The organism is Aquisalimonas lutea (assembly GCF_030409225.1).
Classification (GTDB): domain Bacteria; phylum Pseudomonadota; class Gammaproteobacteria; order Nitrococcales; family Aquisalimonadaceae; genus Aquisalimonas; species Aquisalimonas lutea.
Genome location: NZ_JAUFPK010000001.1, coordinates 1,633,646 through 1,651,527, shown reverse-complemented (window position 1 = coordinate 1,651,527; position 17,882 = coordinate 1,633,646). Strand labels below are relative to the sequence as shown.

Here is a 17,882-nt window from a genome sequence, read left to right as displayed (position 1 = left end):
CAGCATAAATCGCCGGCGCCCCGGGTACCACAGACGCGGTGGGTAACCTTCGGGAAACGGCATGCCGGGATCATGTATTGAGACCACGAACCGGTGCGCTGGTTTTGTTACCCTGGCATGCGGCTATACACGAACCAACGTGCACCGTGCGCCGACACGCGGCCGGGCACCCCCAAAAACGTGGAAAACACCCCATGATCAGACACAGTAGCTCGTTCCATGTCGTCCTGGCGGCCGTGCTGGTCCTGGCGCTCATGCCGGTACGCGGCATGGCCCAGGACGACTCCCCCGACGTGCTCATGCTCGTGAACACGAGCAGCAACCAGGTGCAGGGCATGGCCATGAGCATGGCGTCGCACATGGCGCGGCAGGATCACGCCGTCGATATCGTCCTCTGCGGCGAGGCGGCGCAGCTCGGGCTCCAGGAGTACATCCCGGAAGCGCTGGCCCCGCGGGACGTATCCGCCAAGGAGATCATGCAGGAGGCGATGAGCTTCGGCGCTTCCGTCGAGGTCTGCCACCTGTACCTGCCCAACAGCGGCTATCACCAGTACACGGAGGAGGATCTGCTCAACGAGGTCACCGTCAACGACCCCGAGGAGCTTGCGCAGACCATGGCGCGGGACGACGTGCGCGTGATCACGTACTGACCTCCGGGGCCGCCGGGCAGCCCCCAGCGGCTCAGGCGATCTCGATGCCCTCGGCGCGCAGGCCGCGGACCTTGGCGCTGATGTACTCCTCGTGGGGCAGGTAGAGGAGATCCGCGACCTTGCGCACCAGGGCCTCCTGGTGCTTGTCCACGTCGCCGTCGGCGGCGGCCACGCGCCACATGAGCTCGACCACCCGCGCCTTGCGCGCCAGGTCGAAATGCTCGTGGATGAGCGAGGTGAACTCGTAATAGGAAACGGAGCGCTCCACCTCCTCCCGGGCCAGGCGCAGGAGCTCGTCGGTCTCCGTGGGATCCAGGTCGAACTTCCGGCGCACCGCCTCTTCCACGGCTGCCGCCTCGTCCGGATCCTCGCGGCGCTCCACCCGGGTCACCTCGATCAGCAGCGCCGCCGTGGCGAGCTGCAGGCGGCGTTCCTCGCTGGCCTCGGTGCCATCGGCGTCGACGCCGGCCAGGTGATCGGTAAAGAAGCTGCGTATCGCGTCGAGCATCGCTGACTCCCCGCTGTGCTGTTGCTGCCTCGTGCGGCATGCCAGCCGGACACATGTGCCATTGTGCCACACGAGTCGGCACACCACCCCCGGCCCAAGGCATCACCAACCGCCCGAGGCCGTGTCATAGGACAGCGCGGCCCCTGGCACGGTTCCTGCCATCGTCCTGGCTGATGGGCAAGTGCCCACCGATCCAGTCAGCCAGGAGGTCATCATGAAACGCCTGTTCGTATTGTTCGCGATCGTGCTCACCGCCGGCATGCTCACCCTGACGGCCTGCGAGCCCGTCGACGAGGAGGAAATGGAGCAGATGCAGGAGAACATCGACAACAACCAGGACGGCCTCGGCGGCAGCGGCGGTAACGGGGGCGAAAGCAACTTCTAGTCCGCCCTTGCCTTCCGGGCCCGGGCAAGCCGCCCGGGCCCGGGCCGCTACGGGCGACGGCGCTGGGCTGTCTCCTGTGAGCGACGCCTTGACCTGCCACCCCCCTCTCCGCAGACTCCCGCTGCTTTACTAACCTTTCATGAAGGTTGGTAGTCCCACGGGCGTTGGGTGTCCCCGCCTTGTGTTGCGCCTGTAGAGACAAGCATGCGTCCCGTATCGTGGGTTCCAGCGGAACGGAACCCGGTGTAGGCATCACGCTCTGCCGTGACCTGAATCCGGCGGCACAACAGGAAGAAGACGTTGAAGAACCTGCACCTGAAGATTGTCGCCTTTACGCTGGTCGGCATCGCCGGCCTGCTGATGTGGCACAAGGTGGCGAACCTGGGCCTCCCCCTGACCCCCGAGGAAGAGACAGGCATCTGGACGGTCGAGGCCCGGCTCGCCCTGCAGACCGACGGCGGACCGACCCAGGTCGCATTCATGATCCCCCGCGACCCGTCCGGGCTGAACGTGCTCGGCGAGGATTTCGTCTCCGGACGCTTCGGCCTGGCCCGGGAGAGCGACGCCGTCAACCGCCGGGCCCTGTGGACCGCACGCCGCGTGGACGGCCAGCAGACCCTGTACTATCGGCTCCAGGTCGCCGATGCCCCGGATGAAGCCCCGGAGGCCATTGCGGGCGCGCAACCGGCCTTCCCGCCCGTGCCCGATTACGCCGAGCCGTACGGGTCCGCGGCGTTCACCGTGCTGGAAGAGGTCCGCCAGGAGTCCGCGGACATCGCCTCGTTCGCCCGGCGGCTGCTGCTGCGCTACTACTCCGACAACCCCGACGAGCACGTGCAGGTGCTGCGCAGCGGCATCGACGGCGAGCGGGCACACATCGAGAACGTGATCCACATCCTCGCCGGGGCGCGCATACCCGCCCGCACCGCGCACGTCCTGCACCTCCAGGACGGCATGCGCCGGGGCGAGCTGGAGCCCTACCTGGAGGTCCACGACGGCTCGTCCTGGATCCCGTTCGACCCGCAGACGGGCCAGCGCGGCTACGACGAGGAGATGCTGGTCTGGTACCGGGGCGAAGCGCCCCTGGTGGAGGTCAGCGGCGGCCGCGTCGCCGACATCGGCTTCTCCGCGTCGCGCACCTTCCGGGCGGTGGTCCAGGTCGCCCAGCAGCGCGCCGAGCACATGGGCTCGCGGGTGCTGGACTTCTCGCTGTTCGCCCTGCCCGTGGACATCCAGAACGTCTACCATACCCTGATGCTGGTTCCCCTGGGTGCGCTGGTCGTGGTGCTGGTGCGCAACGTGGTGGGCATCAGCACATTCGGCACGTTCATGCCGGTGCTCATCGCCCTGGCCTTCCGCGAGACCCAGCTGCTCTGGGGGATCGCGCTGTTCTCCACCGTGGTCGCCCTGGGCCTGGCGTTCCGCTTCTACCTGGAGCGGCTGAAGCTGCTCCTGGTGCCGCGGCTGGCAGCGGTCCTGGTGGTCGTGGTGCTGCTGATCATGGCGCTGAGCATTCTCAGCCACCACCTGGGGCTGGAGCGCGGCCTGTCCGTGGCGCTGTTCCCGATGGTGATCCTGGCCATGACCATCGAGCGCATGTCCGTGGTATGGGAGGAGAACGGCCCGCGCACGGCCATCACCCAGGGCCTGGGCAGCCTGCTGGTGGCGGTTCTCGGCTACCTGCTGATGAACTACGAGCCCCTGGCCCACCTGGTGTTCGTGTTCCCGGAATCCCTGCTGCTGGTGCTCGCCGTCATCCTGCTGATGGGGCGCTACTCCGGCTACCGGCTCACGGAGCTGTGGCGCTTCCGCATGTTCTTCCGCGACCGCAAGGACCAGGCATGATCGGCCTGATCCGCCGCATCCGGGATGCCGGCGTGCTCACCATGAACCGGCGTAACGCCGAGTACATCATGGAGTACAACAACCGGCGGCACTATCCGCTGGTGGACGACAAGCTGCGCAGCAAGCAGCTCGCCGAGGAGGCGGGCATCCGCGTCCCGGCGCTGTACTGCGTCATCGAGATCCAGCGCCAGATCCGCCGGCTGCCGGAGCTGCTGGCCGGCCGCGACGACTTCGTCATCAAGCCGGCCCACGGCAGCGGCGGCACCGGCATCCTGGTCATCGCCGGCAGCCAGTACGGGCGCTATCGCCGCGCCAACGGCACGCTGATCACCGAGGACGAGATCGGCCATCACATCGCCAACATCCTCAGCGGCATGTACAGCCTCGGCGGGCAGCCGGACCGGGCCATCCTCGAGCAGCGCGTCGAGTTCGACCCCATGTTCGACCATATCGCTCACGGGGGCGTGCCCGACATCCGCACCGTCGTCTTCCGGGGCATTCCGGTCATGGCCATGGTGCGCCTGCCCACCCGGCGCTCGGACGGCAAGGCCAACCTCCACCAGGGCGCGCTCGGCGCCGGGCTGGACATCGCTACCGGGGAGACCACCACGGCGGTGTGCCTGGACCGGCCGGTCACGCGGCATCCGGATACCGGCGCGCCCATCGCCGGGGTGCGCATCCCCGACTGGCACGACCTCCTCACCCTGGCGGCGCGCTGCTACTCGCTGGCGCAGCTCGGCTACCTGGGCGTCGACGTGGTGCTGGACTACCACCAGGGGCCCATGATGCTGGAGCTCAACGCACGGCCGGGCCTGAGCATTCAGCTGGCCAATCGCGCCAGCCTCCTCCACCGCCTGCGGCGCATCGAGGCCATGGAGAGGCTGCCCCACAACCCGGAGGTCCGCGCAGCGCTGGCCCGGGAGATGTTCTCCGATCCCGAATAGGGAATCACGGAACGCCCGATCGCCCTTTTTGTGAACTGCGCCGCAGCAGCCCGCGGAGTAACATTGTAATCTGCAACCAAGTTCAGGTGATCTGCGTTGTCACTCCTCCAGGCGATTCCGGCCGAGGGAACGGCCGCACAGGGGTCGCCAGTTTGACTCCACCTCCAAGGGGTCTGAGCGCGTTAAGGCAGGGTTATCCCTGCCTTTTTTTTGTTCCGAGCGGCATTCACAGGCGCCAGCTGATGCCGGCGAATCCCGACCATCGGCCGTCCCTGTCGACGATGGGGCTCGCGCGCAGGCTGCTGTCGAAGAACTCCCGTTGCACCCGCAGCACGAAACGGAACCGCTCGCCGCCGCGATAGCGCAGGCCCAGCCCGAGGACCCGGTTGACTGACGCACCCGGCGCATAGGCCGGGCGGCCGCCCCTTGCCTCGTCGTCCCGGACACCGTAGTAGTAGTCCGCGGTCTCGGCGCTCTGCCAGTCCACGCCCACCGACGGGACGATCAACCAGTTCCCCGCGGGTAAAGGCGCTTGCAGACGGGCTTCCAGGACCTGTCCGTGATGGCGCCCGAGAAGCTCCTGGTAGATACCGACGTGCCCCCGGAGCCACCGTTTGCCGGCGCCGACGCGCAGCCCGCCTTCGGCGGTGCGGCGCCGGGTCTCCATGCCCTCGAGCACCGGGTCGTCGTTCGCGTCGAAGCTCTGCATGCGGGCCCGCAGGACCAGTGCGCTGCGCACACCGCCGACGCGGGGCAGTCGCAGCCCGGCGGCGGGTCCGCGCAGAAAGAACCGCTCGCCCTCGTAGCCCAGTACCGGCACCGGCGTCACCTCGGTGTCCGCGTCGCCATAGCGTCCCCCCGAGACAATGGCACCGAGGCCCAGCGACCAGCCGGAAGGCTGCTGCGCCGCCACCGGAAAAGCGCAGAACAGCATCAATGCCGCCAATACCATTCCGGCCACCCGGAGGCGGGTCGGCCTTCCATAGCCTGCTGCCATCACGTGCTATCCTCCTTGTCCTGAAGCCTCGCCGAGATTCCCGGCCAAGGCTACCCGAGCCGTCGTCATTTCGCATCCCCACGAGGAAGGCACCATGCCCCGTCTCCGCCGCAATTGCCTGCTCATCGCGGCAATGACCCTCGCCATCACGCTGCTGAATGCATGCAGCCTGCTGGAACGCCCGCTGGAAGAGCCCGAGTTCCGGGTGGACCGGGTCACCGTCCTGGAGCTGGGTGTCAGCGAGCAGCGGTTCCGCCTCACCCTGGCGGTGGACAATCCCAATCCCCACTCGCTGCGGGTGCGCGAGATCCGCTACGGGCTGCAGCTCGGCGGCCTGGACCTCGCCGAGGGGCAGTCCACCAGCGCGTTCACGCTGGCCGCGGAGGACACCACCACGGTGGACCTGGAGGCGCGGACGCAGCTGCTGGGCAGCCTTCCGGGGCTGATGCGCATGGTCTACAGCGGGCGCAGAACCTTCGACTACACGCTGACCGGGGAGGTCGCCTACGGCCGCTTCCTGCGCGGCAGCCAGGCGTTCAGCCGCGAGGGGTCGCTGGAGCTGCTCGTGGACTGACGCGCGGCCGCGCGTCAGACGTGCTCGTGCAGGCCGCACTCGCGCTTGAGGCCGAAGAAGCGTGTCTCCTCCTCGGTCATGCCGTCATCCAGCCGCCGCGTCGTGTGGACGTCGCCGATGGAGACATAGCCCTGGTGCCACAACGGGTGGTAGGGCAGATCGTGGGCGGTGAGGTAGCGGTAGATGTCGCGATCGGTCCAGTCGATCAGCGGGTGAACCTTGTAGCGCCCGTTCTGCTCCACCACCGGGTCCAGCTGCTCCCGGGTGGTCGCCTGCTGGCGGCGCAGGCCGGCGAACCAGGCGTCGGCGCGCAGCTCGCGCAGGGCGCGCTGCATGGGCTCGACCTTGTTCATGCGGTTGTACTGCTCGAGGCCGTCCAGCCCCTGCTCCCAGAGCTTGCCGTAGCGCGCCTCCTGCCAGGCGGGACTGAGCTCGGCGCGGTAGACGCGCAGGTTCAGCCCCAGCCGCTCGGTGAGCTCGTCCACGAAGCGGTAGGTCTCCGGGAACAGGTAGCCGGTATCCACCAGGATCACCGGGATATCCGGACGCTGCCGCGTGACCATGTGCAGGGATACGGCCGCCTGGGCACCGAAGCTTGAGGACAGCACGATGCGCTGGCCGAACTGCTCCAGGCCCCAGCGGACGCGGTCCTCGGCGCTGGCGCGGTCCAGCTCGGCGTTGATCGCGTCCAGATCCAGCGCCTGCCCTCTCGGCAGGGGTGCGACGGTGGCTTGGCAGTTGCTCATGGCTCTCCTCACCGGGTGGCTTCCCTGTGACTGCCAAGTACCTTACCGCTTGCTTCTAAGTCACAAAAAGAATGAAAACACCTATCTTCATACCTTCGTCGCATATTCCACGGAACCGGCATACCGTCACCGATTGCCGGAGGACGGCTCGCGGGGCGGCCCCGGGACCAGCGCATTGGTGCGCGCGACGTAGTCCCGGTACGCGGGACGGGTATCGGTGAGCTTCCTCTCCAGCAGCGTCACGCCGGAGACCCGCGCCAGCAGGAAGGTCATCAGCGCGGCGCTGAGCATGGTCCACCAGCCGCCGGCGGCGGCCGCGATCAGGGCGAACCCCCACCAGAGAACGGCCTCGCCGAAGTAGTTGGGATGCCGGCTGTAGCGCCACAGTCCCCGGTCCATGACCCTGCCGCGGTTGGCGGGATCGGCCTTGAAGCGCGCCAGCTGGGCGTCGGCAACCGCCTCCCAGGTCAGGCCCGCCAACCACAGCGCCAGGCCGGCGGCGGCCAGCGGCCAGACAAGGACGTCCGCCGACGGCACGCGCGTCCCGTACACCAGGGGCATGGCCACCACCCACATGATCATCCCCTGGAGCACGAACACCGTCCACAGGCTCACCCAGGGGAAACGCCGTCCGTGGTGCGCCCGCATCTCGCGGTAGCGATAGTCCTCGCCGTGGCCCCAGTTCCGCCAGGTCAGGTACGCGGACAGCCGCAGCCCCCAGAGGGTAACCGGCAGCACCATGAGCAGCCCGGCCGCCGGCGCCCCGGCAGCGAACCAGTACACCCACGCCAGAAGCACGAAGCCCGCGCCCCAGAAGCGGTCGACGAGGCTGGCGTCCCGGCGCACCAGGCTCGCGATCCAGACCAGCACCATCAGCAGCAGGCTACTGGTCAGCCCGAGCAGTACCACAAGCCCCGTATCCTGCATCACGCTGTCTCCGTGTCACTCGCAAGCGGTCGCGCGCCCCGGCGGGCGCTCCATGAGATAGTGGCTGACGAACCACTCGTCGCCCCCGCGGTAGCCGAACAGCTCCGCGCAGGCCATGAAGAAGATCCGCCAGCGGTTGATCCAGCGGGTGACCCCTTCGGCACCATACGTCTCGGCGAACAACGGCTGGATGCGCCCGCGCGCGGCGTCCATGCGCGCCAGCCAGGCGTTGCAGGTGCGCTCGTAGTGGCGGCCGTTGACCCGCCAGTGACGCAGCAGCCGCAGGTCCCGCTGGTAGTACAGGGGCAGCGCATCCGCCGGCATCAGGCCGTCGGTGAAGAAGTGCCGTCCCATCCAGTCGGCCGCGCCGCCGGTCTCGAACACGTAGGCCACCTCGCGGTGGCAGAACACGTGGACGAACAGCTTGCCGCCGGGACGCAGCCAGCCGTGGATGCGCCGCAGCAGCTCGCCCCAGTTGCGCATGTGCTCGAACATCTCCAGGGACACCACCCGGTCGAACGCGTCCTCCGTGGTGAAGCGGTTCATGTCCGCCGTGACCACGGTGAGGTTGTCGAGCCCGCGGGCGTCCCGGCGGGCCTCGATGAACGCGCGCTGGGAGGCGGAGTTGGACACGGCGGTAATGGTGCTGCCGGGGTAGTGCTCGGCCATCCACAGCGACAGCGCGCCCCAGCCGCAGCCCAGCTCCAGCACGTTCTGGCCGTCCGCCAGGTCCGCGCGTTCACAGGTGACCGCCAGCATGGCCGCCTCGGCCTCGTCCAGTTCGTGTACACCTTCCGGCCACAGGCCGCAGGAGTACTTCAGATGCGTCCCGAGCACCTCCCGGAAGAAGGCCGCCGGCAGCTCGTAGTGCTGCTCATTGGCCGTGTCGGTAGCCAGCGCCACCGGGCTGGCGTCCATGTGCGCCATGAGCTCGTGAAGCCGCTCCCGGCGCTGCTCGACGTCGCCGCTCTCGCCGGCCAGGCGCTGCTTCAAAAGGCGCCGGATACCCGCCCGCACCAGGCCGTCCGGCACGCGCCCCTGCTCCACCAGAGCCAGGAGTTGTTCCATGGAAGGCTCCCCTTAAGCCACACGATCAGTAACGCGGTGATGATACCGTTTTCTATACATAAGTTATACAACGCAATGGAAGGCCGCTCTCGCGGGAGATGGCAGGGAAGGGAGGGAACAGCGGATACAGGGCAGTGCCACCGGTCATTCGTGGGGGCTTGCATCAAAAAGAGCCACCCTTGCGGGTGGCTCCTTCTCGGCGCAAACGCGGCGATCAGGCGTCGCCGGCGCCCTCGACGGCCCGGCTGCGGTTGCGCCCGAACTCGAGCATGCGGCCCAGGGACACCAGAGCCTGCTCGGCCACGCCGGGATCGACGTGGATCTCGTTGGCCCCCGCATCCAGGGCATGGGCTAGGCTGCGCAGGCCGTTCATGGCCATCCACGGGCAGTGCGCGCAGCTGGTGCAGGTGGCACTGCGGCCCGCCGTGGGCGCCTTGAGCAGGGTCTTGCCCGGGGCCGCCTCGTGCATCTTGTGGAACAGGCCCGCATCCGTGGCCACCACGAAGGTGTCCGCGTCGAGCGTCTGCACCGCCTTGAGCAGCTGCGAGGTGGAGCCCACCACGTCCGCCTGGGCGATGACCCCGGCGGGCGATTCCGGGTGCACCAGCACCTTCGCCTCCGGGTGCTGCGCCCGCAGCTTGTCCAGCTCGATGGCCTTGAACTCCTCGTGGACGATGCAGGCGCCGTCCCAGAGCAGCATGTCGGCGCCGGTCTGCTGCTGGACGTAGGCGCCCAGGTGCTTGTCCGGTGCCCAGAGGATCTTCTCGCCGCGCTCGTGGAGGTGGCGCACCACATCCAGCGCAATGCTGGAGGTCACCACCCAGTCCGCCCGCGCCTTCACCGCGGCGCTGGTGTTGGCGTAGACCACCACGGTGCGGTCCGGATGCTCGTCGCAGAACGCCGCGAACTCATCCGGCGGGCAGCCCTCGTCCAGGGAGCAGGTGGCCTCGAGCTCCGGCATGAGGACGCGCTTCTCGGGGCTGAGGATCTTGGCCGTCTCGCCCATGAACCGCACCCCCGCCACGACCACCGTGCTGCCCGGGTGCTCGTAGCCGAAGCGGGCCATCTCCAGGGAGTCGGAGACGATGCCCCCGGTCTCGTCGGCCAGGATCTGCAGGTCCGGCGCGGTGTAGTAGTGCGCCACGAGGACCGCGTCCTGCGCCCGCAGCTGGTTGCGGATGCGGTCCATGAGCTGCTCGCGCTCACCGGCGTCCAGCGTCTCGCTGGCCGTGAACGGCTGCTCCCGGAAGAACTGCACCGGGGCCTCGGCACGGACCGCCTCTACCTTGCTCATGCTCATCACCTCCGGCCCGCAGGCCGCTGCTACTTGATGATCTCCACCCGGTGCGGCCGGGTGACCCGGAACAGGCGCGCCGGCCGGTGCTTGCCGGCGCGGAACCGTTCCCCGGTATCCTCGATACAGGGCAGGTTCCGCACCCGCTTGCGGAAATTCCGCTTGTCCAGCGGCTCGCCGAGAATGGTCTCGTAGACCGACTGCAGCTCGCTCAGCGTGAACCGCTCACCCATGAACTGCAGGGCGATGGTCGAGTACTCCAGCTTGGCCGCGAGACGTTGGTGCGCCATGCGCACGATGGCGTCGTGATCGAATGCCAGCTCCGGCAGCTGGTCCACCGGCCACCACCCCAGGGTGTCGCCGTTGAGCGCGACCCCCTGCAGCCGGCCCGGCGGTACCAGCGCGTAGTACGACACCGACACCACCCGGCCGCGCGGGTCCCGCTCCGGCTCGCCGAAGCTGTAGAGCTGCTCCAGGTAGACGCCGTGCACGCCGGTCTTCTCCCGGAGCATGCGGCTGGCGCACTCCTCCAGCCCCTCGTCGATGGGCACCATGCCCCCGGGCAGCGACCAGCAGCCCGCATACGGATCCCGGCTGCGGCTGACCAGCAGAACCCGCAGGCGGTGCTCCGAGATGGTGAACACCACCACGTCCGTCGCCAGCCCGGTCAGTTGCCGCTCCGTCACGGGGACCTCCTGTAAGCAAACCGTCAAACAAAGTTAGTGTCGCGTCTACACTATGTCAAATCCGGGAATGCGGAACCGGAGAGTTCAACTCGGCGCGTGATCACGTTTCCGGAGTGCTAAGCGATGCGCGACGACGCGCGGTGATTGCCTGCCCGTCCGTCGTCACCAGGCGCAGGGCGCCCGTGTCGGTGATCGCGAACCGGCGCACGTTGCGCAGCAGGCGCAGGAAGAGCTGCTCCTGGTTCATGAGGGCGGGTGCGCAGCTCTCGTCGGTGCTGGTCACGGCGTCGATATCCAGCTCGCCGGTCAGCACGTACGAGGCGGTGTAGCGGTTGCAGGAAGCGCGGCCGCCCAGCCGGCCGTCCGGCCGGAAGCGCAGCGTCATGCGGGAGGCATCGATCACGCCCCGGCCGGCAAGATCCTCGACCACCCAGGTCCCGCCGGTCAGGAGATCGGCCGGATCACCACCACAGCCGGAGAGCGTTTCGCCGTCGACCCGGACCGTCACCGCGGCCGGGTAGTACATGCCCGACATGCTGTCCGTGCACAGACGGTTCCGGATGCGGACGTGCAACTCGTGCTCTCCCGCGGCGGCGACGTAGCGATAGCCGTCCGGCGTGCCCACCGGATCCGGACGCGGCGCGTGTGCCTGCTTGGTTCCGTACGCATACTCGAGGCGCATGCGGTCGTCCGTGATGGTCAGCAGCCAGCCGGGCTCGTTGCCCCGTGCCTTGAACGGCACCGGGGGGCCGCCGGCCTCCGGATTGCCCGGCGCGCGGCAACCCGGCGCCGTACACGCGATCGCGACAGCGGCTACGCAGAGGAGAAGGAGCCGGGGCGATACCACCATGGTGTCGATTCCGCGGGTTGCCGGTTACAGGACCGGGCCCGAGGCCCGGTCGCCATCGTGCCATTGAAAACCATTCCCGCCCGCTTTCCCATGGGCGGTTCCGGCGCGCACCGGCCAGGCCGGTGCCGGTCAGCCGGTGCCCGCGCCCGGGCTACCCGGGACCCCGATGTCCTCGTTCCACACGGCGGGGGATCGCTCGATGAAGGTGCGCATCATTCGGACGCACTCGGCCACATCGAGCACATCCACCGTGACGCCCCGGCTGCGCAGCAACGCCTCCTCGCCGCGGAAGGTGGTGTTCTCGCCGACCACCACGCGCGGGATGCCGTACAGGAGGATCGCACCGCTGCACATGGCGCACGGCGACAGCGTCGTGTAGAGCACGCTCTGGCGATAGACGCCGGCCGGCAGCCGGCCGGCGTTCTCCAGGGCGTCCATTTCGCCGTGGAGCACCACGCTCCCGCGCTGCTGGCGGCGGTTGTGCCCCCGGCCGATGATCCGGCCTCGGTGGACGAGCACGGAGCCGATGGGTATGCCGCCTTCGTCGAGGCCGCGCTGCGCCTCGTCCAGTGCCGCCTGCATGAATGCGTCCATGGGGCCTCCTCGTGCCGGTACCCGCCCGAGTATATCCTGCGGCGGCACCGCGCCGCAGCGAACGGAGCCGCACCCGGCGGGCCCGGCTCCCGCGGCCGCGCCGACGTCCGACGGCGGTGGCGGTTCGCCACCGCAGGCGCTAGCCTGGCTGCCCGGTACAACCGAGGTCAGGACATCGCATGGACTTCCGCTCCCTGGAAACGCTGGTGTGGATCGCCCGCCTGGGCAGCTTCCGCGCCGCGGCGAAGCATCTCTACACCTCGCAGCCCTCGGTATCCGCCCGCATCAGCAACCTCGAGGAGGAGCTGGGCGTGCGGCTGTTCGAGCGCGCCGGCCGGCGGGTCGCGCTCACCGCCAAGGGCCGGGACACGCTGGAGTACGCCGAGCGGCTGCTGGAGATGCGCTCCGAGCTGCTGCACACGGTGGCCGATCCGCACGCGATGCAGGGCACCATCCGCCTGGGCGTGGTGGAGACCATCGTCTACACCTGGCTGCCGCACCTGCTGGAGCGGCTCAACGAAGCCTACCCCGGCGTCACCCTGGAGCTGGACGTGGACAGCTCGCTCAATCTCACCGACAAGCTCACCGGCCACGACATCGATATCGCCTTTCTCATGGGGCCGGTGAACCACCCGGACATCGTCAACGCCGAGCTGTGCCGCTACCCGCTGTCGTGGGTCGCCAGCCCGCGCCTGCCGCTGCCGCCGGAACCCGTGCACCTGGACGCCCTGACCCGGTGGCCCATCATCACCTACCCGCGCCTGAGCAAGCCGCACATCGCGGTCCAGCAGCTCGTGCGCGGCACCAGCCCGGGGCTGCGCATCCATGCCAGCTCCTCCCTGGCCACCATCATCCGCATGACCGTGGACGGCATCGGCATCAGCCCCCTGCCCCCGCGCATCATCGGCAACGAGCTGGCGTCCGGGAGCCTGCGCACCTTCGAGGCCGAAGGGGTGCTGCCGGAGCTGCGGTTCACCGTCTCCTATGCCATCTCCCCCGGGGATACCATCACCCGGGCAGTGGCCGATCTGGCCGTCCGCGTGGCCTCGGAGCACCCGTAAAGGCCCGCCCGGGCTGTCGACGGGATGATCAATCGGAAATACCTATCAGCTTCAATCAATAATCACAATTTGAATGAATCAGTCATCTCGCCTAAACCTGTATGTAACAGAGACCGGGATCGGGATGACCATGGGCGAGAGCGCAGCAAGTCACGATCTGCTCGACGGTGCCGCCGTACGGCGCGCGGCACGCAGCGGGGCATGGACGGGACCGACGGCGGGCCTGGCGCAGGGGTTCGTGCAGGCGAACCTGGTGCTCCTGCCGGAGGCGGATGCCGGCGCCTTCCTGCGGTTCTGCCAGGCGAATCCGCGCCCCTGCCCGGTCCTGGCCGTCGGCGAGCCCGGCGACCGGCGCCTTCCCGTCCTCGGCGAGGACCTGGACATCGCCTGCGACATCCCCCGCTACCGGGTCTTCCGGGAAGGGCACTGCACGGACGAGGTCACGGACATCGTCGATCTGTGGCGGGACAACCTGGTGGCTTTCGCCCTGGGCTGCTCCTTCACCTTCGAGCATGCGCTCATGGCCGACGGCATCCGCCTGCGCCACGTCGAGCAGCAGCGCAACGTGGCCATGTACGACACCACCGTGCCGCTGGTCCCCGCCGGGCCGTTCGGCGGCGCCATGGTCATGTCCATGCGACCGCTGCGCCCGGCCGACGCCATACGCGCCGTGCAGATCACCACGCGCTATCCGCTTGCCCACGGCGCGCCGCTGCACCTGGGCGACCCAGCCGCCCTCGGCATCGACAGCCTGGACGCGCCGGACTACGGCGATCCGGTGACCGTGGACGACGACGAACTGCCGGTATTCTGGGCCTGCGGCGTCACGCCCCAGCGCGCGCTGGAGCGCTCCGGGGTGGCGTTCGCCATCACCCACAGCCCGGGCCACATGCTGCTCACGGACTGGCGCGACTCGCAGCTTGCTCTGCTCTAGCACGTGTCGCACTGGAGTGGCACATCGACGTAAGGACCGACCCTTGAACCCGCGCATTCGCCGGAGGACCGAAACCATGACAACAAACCGTCTGCTAAGCGTCGCCTGCATGGGTGTCATCGTCGCCACGGGTGCAGCCCAGGCCCAGGATCTGCAGAGCACCGAGATCGCCTACGTGGGCAGCTGGAGCAGCCTGTCGCTGTTCCAGAACTTCGAGAAGCCCTTCTGGGGCGAGCACGTGCCGGAGGCCTCCGACGGCCGGATCAGCACCGAAGTCTCCACCTTCGACCAGATGGGCCTGGGCGGCGGCGAGGTCTTCAGCCTGCTCGGCCGCGGCGTGTTCGACGTCGGCTCCACGGTGGCCGACTACACCGTCCAGGACGCGCCCGAGCTGGGCGGGCTGGACATCCCCATGATCGCGCCCACCGTCGAGGAGGCCCGGGAAGTCGCGGAGGCCTACCGGCCCGTGCTGGAGGACATCATGGCGGAGCGCTTCGACGGCGCCAAGCTGCTGGCCGTGGTGCCCTACCCGTCGCAGATGGTGTTCTGCAACGCCGAGATCAGCGGCCTGCAGGACCTGGAAGGCAAGTCCATCCGCGCCAGCGGCCGTACCACCGCCGAGTTCCTGGAGGCACTGGGCGCCGAGGGCGTGACCCTGGACTTCAGCGAGGTCCCGGGCGCCCTGGACCGGGGCGTCGTGGACTGCGCGGTGACCGGCTCGCTGTCCGGCTACAGCTCGGGCTGGCATGAGGTCTCCACCCATCTGTATCCGCTGCCCGTGGGCGGCTGGGACCACGTGGTCACCGCCATGAACGGCGACAAGTGGGACTCCCTGGACGAGACCACGCAGCAGTGGCTGCTCGACGAGATCGCGACCAACTACGAGGATCCGGTCTGGGAGAACGCCGTGCCGGAAACCGAGGAAGGCATCGCCTGCCTGACCGGTGACGGCGAGTGCACCCGGGGTGAGCCCGGCGACATGGTCCACGTCGAGGCCACGCAGGAGGACTTCGAGTACGCCCGGCAGCGGCTGGAGGCCGAGGTCCTGCCTGCTTGGGCCAGCCGTGTCGACAGCGAGTGGGTCGAGCGCTGGAACGACACCATCGGCGAGGTGACCGGCGTCACCGCCGAGGCGAACTAGCGCCGCGCCGAGTCCGGCCGTACCGCGGGGTGCGCGGTACGGCCGGTTGCCGTATGCCTACGGGCCATTCCTCCGACAGCAAGGGTCCTCCCATGCTTGATCGAACGGCCGCATTCCTCGATCGCCTGCTGGCCTACATGGACACCGGCTCCCACTGGCTGGCCCGCGCCGGCGGGGTGCTGATCCTGGCGACGGTCGCCCTGGTGATCGTGGAGATCCTCTCGCGCCAGCTCCTGGGCCGCTCCACCGCGGCCGCCACCGAGCTGAGCGGCTACGTTCTCGCCATCAGCGCCAGCTGGGCGTTCGCGTACTCCCTGTTCCGCAAGGCCCATATCCGCATCGACGTGGTCTACATGCAGATGCCGCTCACCGTCCGGGCGGTGCTGGACGCCGTTGCCCTGGCGACCCTGGGCCTGTTCTGCGTCCTGGTGGTCGGCGCCGCCGCGGACGTGGCCTGGTCATCGTTCGCCGGCGGCTCCCGGGCCAACACCCCGCTGGCCACGCCGCTATGGATCCCCCAGGGGCTGTGGGCGGTCGGGCTGGCCTGGTTCGCCGCCGCAGTGACCGTGCTGCTGCTGCGCGTGATCGTGGCGCTTGTCGCGGCGGATCCGCGCTCCGTCCAGCGCGTGGCGGGCAGCGCCACCCTGGAGGAGCAGACCGCCGCGCCGACCGGGGAGGAGGACCAATGATCGGGGTCGCTCTGCTGGTTCTGCTGGTCCTGCTGGCGCTGAGCATTCCGGTGGCGGCGGCGCTCATCGCCCTGGCGCTGTTCCTGGACGAGTTCTACTCCCGCTTCCCGCTGCATCGCGCCCTGGGCGACGTGCTCTGGTCGGCCTCGGACAGCTTCCTGCTCATCGCCATCCCGTTGTTCATCCTGCTCGGCGAGATCCTCATGCGCACCGGCGTGGCGCGGCGCACCTACGAGGCCCTGGAGGCGTGGCTGTCCTGGCTCCCGGGCGGGCTGCTGCACGCCAACATCGGCACCGCCACGCTGTTCTCGGCGACCTCCGGCTCCAGCGTGGCCACGGCGGCCACGGTGGGCACCGTGGCCATGCCCCAGGCGCGCACCCTGGGCTACGACGACCGCCTGTTCGCCGGCTCCATCGCCGCCGGCGGCACCCTGGGGATCATGATCCCGCCGTCGATCAACCTGATCGTCTACGGCTTTCTCACCGAGACATCCATTCCCCGGCTGTTCGCCGCCGGCCTGGTGCCGGGGCTGTTGCTGGCGCTGCTGTTCATCGTCGGCACGGCCCTGCTGTGCTGGGGCTTCCCGGCGCTCGGCGGCCCCAGCCGGCACCACGGCTGGCAGCGGCGGATCTCGGGGCTGACCAGCCTGATCCCGGTGCTGGCGCTGTTCGTCGTGGTGGTGGGCTCCATCTACGCGGGCCTGGCGACGCCCACGGAGGCGGCGTCGGTGGGCGTGCTCGGCGCCCTGCTCATCGCCGCCGGCCTGCGGCAGCTTACGCTGCGGGTGGTCATCGACGCCATCGACGGCACCATGCGCACCACCGGCATGATCATGCTGATCATCACCGCGTCGTACTTCCTCAACTTCGTTCTGGCCTCGGCAGGGGTGACGCGCGAGCTCAGCGCCTTCCTGGACGCCGCCGGACTGGGGGCCTACGGCACGCTGTTCCTGGTGATCGCCCTCTACCTGGTGCTGGGCTTCTTCGTGGAGACGCTGTCGCTGATGGTGATCACCATCCCCATCGTGGCCCCGGTAATCATCGGCCTCGGGTTCGATCCGGTGTGGTTCGGCGTCCTGCTGATCCTGCTGGTGGAGATGGCCCTGATCACGCCGCCGGTGGGGCTCAACCTGTACGTCGTCCAGGGCGTGCGCGGCCGGGGCTCGCTCAACGAGGTCATGGCCGGCGCCGTGCCCTACGTGCTGATCATGCTGCTCATGGCGATGATCCTGGTGGCGCTGCCGGAGCTGGCCCTGTTCCTGCCCTCCGTCCTGCACTGACGGGGACCGACAACGATTCGTGGAGTATGCAATGACGGATTTCGTACTGGACTCCGGTGACCGCATCACGGTGACCGTGAACGAGCTCATCGTGGCCGGGTGGGCCGGCCGCGACGCCGCTGCCATCCGGGAGCACATCGACGAGCTGCAGGCGCTGGGCGTGACGCCGCCGTCGGCGACGCCGCTGTTCTACCGCGTCAGCGCCGACCGGCTGACCACCGACGAGGACGTCCAGGTCCTGGGCGAGGCCAGCAGCGGCGAGGTCGAGGTATTCCTGCTGGGCACCGACCGGGGAACCATGCTCGGCGTGGCGTCCGATCACACGGACCGCGACGCCGAGGCGTGGTCGGTGGCCCACTCCAAGCAGGTCTGCCCCAAGCCCGTGGCGCCGCAGCTGTGGCGGCTCGCCGACGCCCTCGACCACTGGGACGAGCTGCGCCTGGCCTCCTGGGCTACCATCGACGGCAGGCGCGAGGCCTACCAGGAAGGCTCCGTGGCCGGTCTGCTGCCCCCGGGGGACCTGCTCCAGCGCCTGGGCCGCAGCGACGGCGCGCTGGCGCCCGGCCAGGCCATGCTCTGCGGAACGCTGCCGGTGAGCGGCGGCGTGCGCCCGGCGGAGCGGTTCGACATGGCGCTGGTCGACCCGGTCCGGGAGCGGCGCATCGAGCACGGCTACCGCATCGAGACCCTGCCCATCGTGGCCTGAGAG

At 69.0% G+C, this 17,882-nt stretch carries 20 protein-coding genes; 11 read left to right on the top strand and 9 right to left on the bottom strand.

From position 1 onward, the window contains the following. Positions 1-194 precede the first annotated feature (194 nt). Positions 195-650: a DsrE family protein gene (locus QWY84_RS07685; protein ID WP_290201991.1), complete on the top strand. Its 456-nt coding sequence runs from the start codon at positions 195-197 to the stop codon at positions 648-650. Between the two features lie 31 nt (positions 651-681). Here QWY84_RS07685 and QWY84_RS07680 read toward each other — a convergent pair whose 3' ends face one another. Continuing rightward, positions 682-1,158 (bottom strand): tellurite resistance TerB family protein, encoded by a 477-nt coding sequence (locus QWY84_RS07680; protein WP_290201990.1) that lies wholly within the window; start codon positions 1,156-1,158, stop codon positions 682-684. A 214-nt stretch (positions 1,159-1,372) separates the two neighbouring features. Between QWY84_RS07680 and QWY84_RS07675 the strand changes: the two genes are divergently transcribed. From QWY84_RS07675 to QWY84_RS07665, 3 genes are all read left to right on the top strand, one after another. After that, the gene (locus QWY84_RS07675) at positions 1,373-1,543 is read left to right on the top strand and encodes a hypothetical protein (RefSeq protein WP_290201989.1); all 171 of its coding nucleotides are present in this window, start codon (positions 1,373-1,375) and stop codon (positions 1,541-1,543) included. 300 nt (positions 1,544-1,843) lie between these two features. Beyond that, on the top strand, positions 1,844-3,388 hold the full coding sequence (locus QWY84_RS07670; RefSeq protein WP_290201988.1) for an inactive transglutaminase family protein: 1,545 nt from the start codon (positions 1,844-1,846) through the stop codon (positions 3,386-3,388). After that, entirely contained in the window at positions 3,385-4,332 is a 948-nt protein-coding gene (locus QWY84_RS07665) for an alpha-L-glutamate ligase-like protein (protein ID WP_290201987.1), read from the top strand. Before QWY84_RS07670 ends, QWY84_RS07665 begins: the two co-directional genes overlap by 4 nt. A gap of 226 nt (positions 4,333-4,558) precedes the next feature. Here QWY84_RS07665 and QWY84_RS07660 read toward each other — a convergent pair whose 3' ends face one another. Then, entirely contained in the window at positions 4,559-5,329 is a 771-nt protein-coding gene (locus tag QWY84_RS07660; RefSeq protein WP_290201986.1) for a MipA/OmpV family protein, read from the bottom strand. Between the two features lie 94 nt (positions 5,330-5,423). Between QWY84_RS07660 and QWY84_RS07655 the strand changes: the two genes are divergently transcribed. Then, positions 5,424-5,903, top strand: a complete 480-nt coding sequence (locus QWY84_RS07655) for an LEA/WHy family protein (RefSeq protein WP_290201985.1) — start codon at positions 5,424-5,426, stop codon at positions 5,901-5,903. A 14-nt stretch (positions 5,904-5,917) separates the two neighbouring features. Here the strand turns inward: QWY84_RS07655 and QWY84_RS07650 are convergent, their stop codons facing one another. From QWY84_RS07650 to QWY84_RS07620, 7 genes are all read right to left on the bottom strand, one after another. After that, positions 5,918-6,649 carry a phosphoadenylyl-sulfate reductase gene (locus QWY84_RS07650; RefSeq protein WP_290201984.1) on the bottom strand — a complete coding sequence of 244 codons (732 nt, stop codon included), beginning with the start codon at positions 6,647-6,649 and terminating at the stop codon, positions 5,918-5,920. A 126-nt stretch (positions 6,650-6,775) separates the two neighbouring features. Continuing rightward, on the bottom strand, positions 6,776-7,576 hold the full coding sequence (locus QWY84_RS07645; RefSeq protein WP_290202700.1) for a DUF1295 domain-containing protein: 801 nt from the start codon (positions 7,574-7,576) through the stop codon (positions 6,776-6,778). Positions 7,577-7,591: 15 nt separating this feature from the next. Next, the gene (locus tag QWY84_RS07640) at positions 7,592-8,644 is read right to left on the bottom strand and encodes an SAM-dependent methyltransferase (protein ID WP_290201983.1); all 1,053 of its coding nucleotides are present in this window, start codon (positions 8,642-8,644) and stop codon (positions 7,592-7,594) included. 214 nt (positions 8,645-8,858) lie between these two features. Continuing rightward, positions 8,859-9,938 carry a quinolinate synthase NadA gene (nadA, locus tag QWY84_RS07635; RefSeq protein WP_290201982.1) on the bottom strand — a complete coding sequence of 360 codons (1,080 nt, stop codon included), beginning with the start codon at positions 9,936-9,938 and terminating at the stop codon, positions 8,859-8,861. Between the two features lie 29 nt (positions 9,939-9,967). Next, complete coding sequence (locus QWY84_RS07630; RefSeq protein ID WP_290201981.1) at positions 9,968-10,624, bottom strand: NUDIX hydrolase; 657 nt, start codon at positions 10,622-10,624, stop codon at positions 9,968-9,970. 100 nt (positions 10,625-10,724) lie between these two features. After that, a complete protein-coding gene (locus QWY84_RS07625) occupies positions 10,725-11,474 on the bottom strand; it encodes an META domain-containing protein (protein WP_290201980.1) in 750 nt (249 codons plus the stop codon). 129 nt (positions 11,475-11,603) lie between these two features. After that, entirely contained in the window at positions 11,604-12,068 is a 465-nt protein-coding gene (locus tag QWY84_RS07620; RefSeq protein WP_290201979.1) for a nucleoside deaminase, read from the bottom strand. Positions 12,069-12,247: 179 nt separating this feature from the next. Here QWY84_RS07620 and QWY84_RS07615 point away from each other — a divergent pair, with 179 nt between their 5' ends. The 6 genes from QWY84_RS07615 to QWY84_RS07590 all read left to right on the top strand — a co-directional run bounded on the left by QWY84_RS07615 (position 12,248) and on the right by QWY84_RS07590 (position 17,879). After that, positions 12,248-13,129, top strand: a complete 882-nt coding sequence (locus QWY84_RS07615; RefSeq protein ID WP_290201978.1) for a LysR family transcriptional regulator — start codon at positions 12,248-12,250, stop codon at positions 13,127-13,129. Positions 13,130-13,259: 130 nt separating this feature from the next. Then, entirely contained in the window at positions 13,260-14,063 is an 804-nt protein-coding gene (locus tag QWY84_RS07610; RefSeq protein ID WP_290201977.1) for a putative hydro-lyase, read from the top strand. 76 nt (positions 14,064-14,139) lie between these two features. Beyond that, a complete protein-coding gene (locus QWY84_RS07605; RefSeq protein ID WP_290201976.1) occupies positions 14,140-15,204 on the top strand; it encodes a TRAP transporter substrate-binding protein in 1,065 nt (354 codons plus the stop codon). Between the two features lie 92 nt (positions 15,205-15,296). After that, on the top strand, positions 15,297-15,893 hold the full coding sequence (locus QWY84_RS07600; RefSeq protein ID WP_290201975.1) for a TRAP transporter small permease subunit: 597 nt from the start codon (positions 15,297-15,299) through the stop codon (positions 15,891-15,893). Further along, positions 15,890-17,173, top strand: coding sequence for a TRAP transporter large permease (locus QWY84_RS07595; RefSeq protein WP_290201974.1), 1,284 nt, complete (start codon positions 15,890-15,892; stop codon positions 17,171-17,173). Before QWY84_RS07600 ends, QWY84_RS07595 begins: the two co-directional genes overlap by 4 nt. Positions 17,174-17,204: 31 nt before the next feature. Next, positions 17,205-17,879 (top strand): DUF2848 domain-containing protein, encoded by a 675-nt coding sequence (locus QWY84_RS07590; RefSeq protein WP_290201973.1) that lies wholly within the window; start codon positions 17,205-17,207, stop codon positions 17,877-17,879. The last annotated feature ends 3 nt before the right edge of the window (positions 17,880-17,882 follow it).